The sequence below is a fragment of the Geminocystis sp. GBBB08 genome (genome assembly GCF_016743215.1).
GTDB lineage: Bacteria > Cyanobacteriota > Cyanobacteriia > Cyanobacteriales > Cyanobacteriaceae > Geminocystis.
Map to the genome: position 1 here is coordinate 1 of NZ_VRZC01000180.1, position 7,180 is coordinate 7,180.

Genomic DNA, 7,180 nt, shown 5'->3' on the forward strand with positions numbered 1-7,180 from the left:
GTCTAAATGTGCTTGACGGTAGGGTGTTCTTTTTTCTAAAGCATTATCGCAATAATAACCGAATAAAATATATCTTGCCATCTTGATGTTGAATTTAATTAGAGGTTGTTAATTGTTAATTGTTAAGGATTTATTTTGATTAATATAGACATAGTTTTAAAATCTATTAAAATTAATTAATGTCTATAAATAATAAAATTATAATATTTTAGCCTATTTTCTTGCTTATATAATTAATTTATAATTATTAGTTAAGCTGCAAAGGATTTACCACAACCGCAAGTTTGATTTGCATTAGGGTTAGTAAACTGAAAACCTCCTCCAATCATAGCGTTACTGTAATCTAAAACTAAACCGTATAAAAATAATAAACTTTTGCGATCGCAGACTATCTTAAAACCATCATAATCAAAAACATCATCATGCTCAGTAATATTACTTATATTTTCAAAATCCATTAAATAAGACATTCCCGAACAACCACCTTGCCTAACGCCTACTCGTAAACAGAGATCTTCATTACCCTGTTGTTGTCTTAACATTAAAACGTGTTTAAGGGCATTTTCTGTTAATTGAATACCTTTAGAAACTGCTACTGCTTGTGTCATAAACTTCAATCATTAACTTTGGTTTTCTTCTTATTTTACACTTAGATCTGTTAACCTACAGAAGAAAAATATACTTTGGACTTAACGGGATCTGGATTCATTGTTTTATCGCCTTCCTGCCACTCTACAGGACACACTTCATTATCATGAGATTGCACATATTGAATCGCTTTTAAAACTCTTAAAGTTTCGTCAACACTACGACCAAAAGAAAGATTATTAACAGTGATATACTGAATAATCCCTTCGGGATCTATAATAAATAAACCTCGCAAAGCCACCCCAGCATTAGGTTCTAAAACATTATAGATGGTACTTATTTCTTTTTTTAAGTCAGAAATTAAGGGATATTCAATATCACCAATACCTCCCTGTTTTCGATCTGTTTGAATCCATGCTAAATGGGCAAATTCACTATCAACGGAAACCCCTAATATTTCTGTCTTTAAACTCTTAAATTCACTATGACGATGGCTAAAAGCAATAATTTCTGTGGGACAAACAAAAGTAAAATCAAGGGGATAGAAAAATAAGACTACATATTGCCCTAAATAATCAGATAATTTAATGACTTTAAATTCTTGATCAATCACGGCTGTAGCAGTAAAATCGGGGGCTTTTTGTCCTACTTGAATGGTCATATTATTAAGATATAATGAATAATTGATAATTTTAGCCTTTAATAGGTAGATCTTTATACACTTCAATTTTGTTCTCAAAAAAACTATAGCAATCTGATGGGAGTTGTGAGATTTAAAGAGGTGTTAGCTATCAGCTTTCAGTGGTCAGCTTTGACGGTATAGTAAGATTTACAGATTTATTTTTTAGTCTTTAATTCTTCACCAATGATTTAGGATTGCTATAATTATAGTCAAGCCCTTAATTGACAAAAAAAAGACAGGTAATAAAACAAAACCTGCCTTTTATAAATATTTTAGTTTTAAGTGGGTAATGACTACCAAATTAACAAACTATTTAACAGATGCTTTAGCACCAGCTTCCTCTAATTGTTTTTTAATAGCTTCAGCTTCTTCCTTACCTACAGCTTCTTTAACGGCTTTAGGTGCAGATTCTACTAATTCTTTGGTTTCTTTCAAGCCTAAACCAGTGATAGTACGAACGACTTTAAGAACATCCATTTTCTTTTCGCCGAAACTTTCTAAAATAACATCAAATTCTGTTTGTTCTTCAACTTCTTCCACAGGAGCCGCAGCCGCAGCTACAACTACACCACCAACAGGAGCAGCAGCACTTACGCCAAATACTTCTTCGATTTGTTTAACTAATTCAGATGCTTCTAAGAGGGTTAGAGTTTTTAACTCTTCAACAATATTTGTTATTTTATCAGACATAATTGAAATGGATCTCCTTGGTAAAATTAACTTGATAGACAGTGAAACCAACTATGATTAAGCGGCTTCTTCTTTCTGAGATTTGACAGCATCGATAGCACGAGCTAAAGAAGTAGGTACTTCGTTGATACCACGAGCGATTTTTGCTGTAATAGCGTTGATTGAACCTGCAATTTGGGCAATGAGTTGCTCTTTTGTCGGTAAATCAGCTAATGCTTTAACTTGTGCTTCACTGAGGGCTTGTCCTTCCATGACTCCGCCTCGTAACTCACTTTTTTTACGTTCTTTTTGGAATGCTTGATAAGCGCGTACGGCACTACCAATATTTTCCTCGTCAGCTAAAACAAAAGCAGAAGTACCTTTTAAGTAAGGGTTAATGGCTTCCCATTTTTCGTTACCTTCTACCGCTTTGCTCATTAAAGTGTTTTTTGTCACTTTACAGATATTTCCGCCTTCTCTTAAGCGGTTACGCAAATCAGTAATGTCAGCAACAGTAAGCCCCTGATAATCAACTACAAATGCTAATTGAGATTTTTCGAGTAACTCTTTAATTTCAGCTACTTCTTGTTTTTTGCTCTCTAGGGATTTAGATATTGCTCTCACCTCCTTCAGGTGTTTATTTTTGTTGTTTTTTAATTTGATTTTTTGTCAAACTAAAGGTATTTATCGACCAACGGACACTAAAAAACCCTAAACTATTTCTAGCCGGGTTTTTTGGTTGATGTATTGAGATAATTTTTAACAATAAACAGTGCTTCAAAAAAATAGAAACTTTCTTGACAAATCACCTTTACTTAGTATCTGCATCAACCTAGGCAGGTAAATTTAAGCTACTAATTAGCTCCTGCTGTCTTCGGCTTGTTGCCAAATTTAACATATATATTTTGACCTAAGTCCATTATTATAACTGAAATCTGACTTTTTGGCAATATTTTTTTTACAGATAATATACCAAAAAACGATTAAATACGCTAAAATTGATTAATTAGTGATGGATGCGGGACTGGCGGAATTGGCAGACGCGCTAGATTCAGATTCTAGTGTTCGCAAGGACTTTCGGGTTCAAGTCCCGAGTTCCGCATTTTAAATATAGGAGAAAGCAATCAGTAATCATTAACAAGCAATACATCAATTTGGCACGTTAATTCACAATCCACTGTAAAGCTAATTTCAGTAGAGCGAAATAAAAATTTTACTAATTTTAGATTTCATGCTGATGTGTTAAATATTCTTTTCTGACTCGTTAATTAAATTTAAAAAACTTTTCATATTTTTAGGACTTATGCACCAATTGCTGGGTAATATTAAGTCTTCTAGTCTTCTAGTCTCCTCTTCATTCTTCATTCCTCATTGCTAATTATTTACTGGGTAAATAAAAATTTTAATACCTTGATTTTGCAATTTTTCTCCTTGATTTTTAGCATCTATTTCAGTGTTAAATATTCCTAACTGAATTTTCATTTCTTTATTTAGATTCATAATCAGTGCGTTAGGTACTATTTTTTTTATACGGTTAAAATCGTTCATGTTTTGATAATTACTTAATAGATAATATTTCTGCTCTACTTTTGCTATGGGTGGATTAATAGGCGTTTCCTTAATAATGTTTTCTACGGGAAGATTGTTACTAGGTAAAAGTGGTGGTGGTGTTTGATTTATATTTGATGATGGTGGCGATAAAGGTTTAGTTGATAAGGGTTGCGGTAATAATGATTGTTGATTTTTTTGAATTTCTGCAAATAAAGCACTTTTTAAATCAGGATAAAGAGAAGATTTTGGAGGAGAATGATTAATAGAGTTAGGGTTGTTAATTTCTGGTAATGATATAGGTAAAGGTGGCTGTTGAAGAGTGTTAATATTGGTTTTATTATCCTCAGTTTTTTCTATTTTTGGTAAACTCATACTATTTTCAGTTATCTTGTTTTCTGGATTCTGATTCTCAATGTTACTGATGGATGTTTCACTTTCGAGATTATTAACTAAACTTTCTTTCTGAAGGCTAAAGAAAATGAAAATATTTGCCCCAAAAAACAAAATAATGCCTATTATTCCCCAAGGAGTCAATAGAATATCTAAAATCGATTGATGATCCTCAATGATACGAGAAGCGACAGGTATAGGCTCTTCTAATTCAATATTCGGATTATAAACTAAAGATGAATAAGAATTTTGAGAGTTAGATTCTGTGTTGGTGGGAGAAGGGTATTTTTCCTCCATAGAATCAGGAATAAATATAGACTCTCCCTTAAGATTCTTTTCGTATCGATTTAATTCTAAACCTAAGTCTAAATCGAGGTTTTGAATGATTTTTTTAACTTGCGGATGCACTAATATTTGATTCATAAATAATGGCACTTTATTCTATAGATAACTTATTAAATCAAATTCTCTCACAACCAAAATGGGAGAAACAAAGAAGATACCATGAATTAACTAAATTGTGGTATCAAATCGTTAATAATAAGGTAGCACAACATACCCGTCCTGTTTTTTTACGAGATGATGTTTTATCTATTGCCACCTATAGTTCGGCTTGGGCGCAAGATTTAAACTTACAAAGACGTTCTTTAATTATTAAAATCAATCGCCGTATAGAATCTCCCCTTAAAGATTTATATTTTTCTTCGGCTAAATGGTATCAAAATAATCCCATCTCAGTGGATGAAGAAGATAATATAAAAGAACATCCTAGCACTATTATTCCTGAATCTTCTTTAAATTTACTTCCCACGGATAACTCTCAAGAAGTCTTGGAAAAATGGTTGGAAATCATCAAAAAAAGGGCAAATACATGGGAAATTTGTCCTCGTTGTCACACAAATTGCCCCAAAGGAGAATTAAAACGTTGGCATATTTGTGCCGTTTGTTTTCAAAGGGAAAACTCTTGTAAAAATTCTCAGTTCTAAATTCCCCAGTACAAATATTTTTGAATTTAACTAAAAAGTGTTTTAACTAATTCTATCTCTTTTTCGTCTCCTGGTTCAAAACGAATAGCTGTACCGGCAGCAATATTTAGCCTCATACCGATGGTTTTTTCTCGGTTAAAATGTAAGGCTTTATTTACTTTAGCAAAGGGAAAATGTGAACCTATTTGAATAGGGCGATCGCCAGTGTTAGCTACGGTAATTTTTAAAGTTTCTCTACCTTGATTCAACTCAATTACACCTTCTGGGGTAAAAATTTCTCCTGGTATCATAATTAATAAAATAAAGTTAATAATTTGATTTTAGATTAAAATAATAGTCTATAGTAAAGTGTTTGGATCTAATTTTTTTTACTTATGCAATTATCGCCCAAAGAAAAAGATAAATTATTATTTTTTACGGCTGGATTATTAGCGGAAAGACGAAAAGCAAAAGGTTTAAAAGTAAATTATCCTGAAGCAATTGCTTATATTTCTGCGGCAATTTTAGAAGGTGCAAGAGCAGGTAAAACCGTAGCGGAATTAATGAGTTATGGCACAACTTTATTAACTAAAAATGAGGTTATGGAAGGAATAGCAGAAATGATTGAAGATGTGCAAGTAGAAGCGACTTTTCCCGATGGTACAAAATTAGTTACTGTTCATCATCCAATTAGTTAATAATAACAATGATTATTCTTACTAAAAAAATAAATTTACAAACTGTAAATAAACCGAATTTAACGATTTTTTTAACAGCAGAAGACAGAAGTAAAGTTAAGCACACTATTGAGATAAAAGAGCCTAATTCTGAAGATATTAAACTAATTAAATTAAATTTAGAAAGAGGATTAACTTTAAATGATGGTGATGTGTTAACTAATGATGACAATAATTATTTTGTACAAATTCAAGCAAAATTAGAACCAGTTATTACGGTTAAATCCGACTCTAAATTGACTTTATTAAAAGCCGCTTATCATTTAGGAAATCGTCATGTTATTCTTGAAGTTAACGAAAATTATTTACGATTTTCTCCCGATCATGTTTTAGAATCAATGTTAATAAAATTAGGGTTAAATATATATGAAGAATTAGCTCCTTTTTTTCCTGAATTTGGTGCATATAAACACTGATTAATTAATAATTAATAGTTAATAGTTAATAGTTAATAGTGGTTAACTTTAAAAAGTCTTATAAAGAAGTCTTAATTTATGATGATAAATTCATTACCAACTACTGCATTTCTAGCTAATAATTTACCTTGGGCATCTTGAATGTTAAATTTGTAAAAATTAAGACTTTTAACTTTATTAAATATATCTTTAACTAAACTATTTTGTTGACTGTTATTTAAGTTATACCAATCTTGACTTAAAGTAATTATTAAAATATTTTGATTAAAATTTGCTTCTATTTTTATAATTAGTTTTTTCTCATATTTATTAGTAATAATAGATATTTGATTTTCAATATTCTTTAATAAAGACTCTTTCGGAGTTAAGGGTAAAGATAAACTTTCATTAAGAGAATTTTCTGGGATATTAGATACATTGTCATCAGGCTTATTCTGATTTTGTGTTATTTCTTCTTCAGTTTCAGCTACCTTTTCGGAAATATTGTCTAAGGGTTGATTATTGATTATTTCTGATGAATTAGAATCATTTAATAGATTATTTTCTTCAAAATTATTCCTATTTATTTCTTCTGCGGAGATATTTTGATTATCTATTATTGGTATATTATTGACTGTCTTTTCTATTTTTTTAGATTCTATCGGGCTATTATTGTTACTATTTTCTATGGAATTAATGATAATATTCGGTTTTAACCACCAAATTAACAGATTACTGAAAATACTTATAAGCAAAGCAATAACTAAGATGAAATTTAAGCTATTTTTTTTCTCTTTTTGTCGAGCAATTTTACTTTGTTTTTTCTTGGTTATATTTTCTTTTTGATTACTGATTTCTGAATATTCTTCATCATTTATGATAGTTTGTTTGACTAGATTTTCCTTATTTTCAATCTCAGAATTTCTTAATTGTAAATAATCCACCAGTGCATTACTAGAATTAAGTAAATTTTCTACTACTGTTAAATTAGGTAAATCTTTGATAGATTGTTGATTAATAATATTAATGGCTTTTTCTAGTTGAATAATTGTTCTTTTGAGGGTTTTTTTAATTTCAATGGCTGAATTGTAATTCTTTTTGTCCGAATTTTGAGAATTTTCCACCATAGTTTTTAAAATTTTTATTGTCTTAACTTCTCAATTATATGGGTATAGCTGACATTAAAGAAAGATAGTAGAATTT

Annotated in this window: 10 protein-coding genes, 1 tRNA gene and 1 other annotated feature; of the genes, 4 read left to right on the forward strand and 7 right to left on the reverse strand. The window is 30.5% G+C overall.

Going from position 1 to position 7,180, the window contains the following annotated elements:
* Nucleotides 1-251: 251 nt before the first annotated feature.
* From FWJ34_RS16725 to rplJ, 4 genes are all read right to left on the reverse strand, one after another.
* Nucleotides 252-608, reverse strand: coding sequence for an iron-sulfur cluster assembly accessory protein (locus FWJ34_RS16725; protein WP_308256483.1), 357 nt, complete (start codon nucleotides 606-608; stop codon nucleotides 252-254).
* 50 nt (nucleotides 609-658) lie between these two features.
* Complete coding sequence (locus tag FWJ34_RS16730) at nucleotides 659-1,249, reverse strand: peroxiredoxin (protein ID WP_308256484.1); 591 nt, start codon at nucleotides 1,247-1,249, stop codon at nucleotides 659-661.
* Between the two features lie 330 nt (nucleotides 1,250-1,579).
* Nucleotides 1,580-1,960, reverse strand: a complete 381-nt coding sequence (gene rplL, locus FWJ34_RS16735) for a 50S ribosomal protein L7/L12 (protein WP_308256485.1) — start codon at nucleotides 1,958-1,960, stop codon at nucleotides 1,580-1,582.
* 57 nt (nucleotides 1,961-2,017) lie between these two features.
* Nucleotides 2,018-2,554 (reverse strand): 50S ribosomal protein L10, encoded by a 537-nt coding sequence (rplJ, locus tag FWJ34_RS16740; protein ID WP_308256492.1) that lies wholly within the window; start codon nucleotides 2,552-2,554, stop codon nucleotides 2,018-2,020.
* Between the two features lie 162 nt (nucleotides 2,555-2,716).
* Nucleotides 2,717-2,835 (reverse strand) — a sequence feature (ribosomal protein L10 leader region).
* 122 nt (nucleotides 2,836-2,957) lie between these two features.
* Between rplJ and FWJ34_RS16745 the strand changes: the two genes are divergently transcribed.
* Nucleotides 2,958-3,041, forward strand: a tRNA-Leu gene (locus FWJ34_RS16745).
* A gap of 272 nt (nucleotides 3,042-3,313) precedes the next feature.
* On the opposite strand, the gene FWJ34_RS16750 is transcribed toward FWJ34_RS16745, so the two are convergent.
* Nucleotides 3,314-4,303 carry a hypothetical protein gene (locus FWJ34_RS16750; protein ID WP_308256486.1) on the reverse strand — a complete coding sequence of 330 codons (990 nt, stop codon included), beginning with the start codon at nucleotides 4,301-4,303 and terminating at the stop codon, nucleotides 3,314-3,316.
* A 5-nt stretch (nucleotides 4,304-4,308) separates the two neighbouring features.
* Between FWJ34_RS16750 and FWJ34_RS16755 the strand changes: the two genes are divergently transcribed.
* Nucleotides 4,309-4,866, forward strand: coding sequence for a DUF721 domain-containing protein (locus FWJ34_RS16755; RefSeq protein WP_308256487.1), 558 nt, complete (start codon nucleotides 4,309-4,311; stop codon nucleotides 4,864-4,866).
* Nucleotides 4,867-4,892: 26 nt separating this feature from the next.
* On the opposite strand, the gene FWJ34_RS16760 is transcribed toward FWJ34_RS16755, so the two are convergent.
* The gene (locus tag FWJ34_RS16760; protein ID WP_308256488.1) at nucleotides 4,893-5,156 is read right to left on the reverse strand and encodes an urease subunit beta; all 264 of its coding nucleotides are present in this window, start codon (nucleotides 5,154-5,156) and stop codon (nucleotides 4,893-4,895) included.
* 84 nt (nucleotides 5,157-5,240) lie between these two features.
* Here FWJ34_RS16760 and ureA point away from each other — a divergent pair, with 84 nt between their 5' ends.
* Both ureA and ureE read left to right on the forward strand, forming a co-directional pair.
* Nucleotides 5,241-5,543 carry an urease subunit gamma gene (gene ureA / locus FWJ34_RS16765; protein WP_308256489.1) on the forward strand — a complete coding sequence of 101 codons (303 nt, stop codon included), beginning with the start codon at nucleotides 5,241-5,243 and terminating at the stop codon, nucleotides 5,541-5,543.
* Nucleotides 5,544-5,551: 8 nt separating this feature from the next.
* Entirely contained in the window at nucleotides 5,552-5,998 is a 447-nt protein-coding gene (gene ureE, locus FWJ34_RS16770; protein WP_308256490.1) for an urease accessory protein UreE, read from the forward strand.
* Between the two features lie 71 nt (nucleotides 5,999-6,069).
* Here ureE and FWJ34_RS16775 read toward each other — a convergent pair whose 3' ends face one another.
* Nucleotides 6,070-7,104: a hypothetical protein gene (locus FWJ34_RS16775; RefSeq protein WP_308256491.1), complete on the reverse strand. Its 1,035-nt coding sequence runs from the start codon at nucleotides 7,102-7,104 to the stop codon at nucleotides 6,070-6,072.
* Nucleotides 7,105-7,180 lie beyond the last annotated feature (76 nt).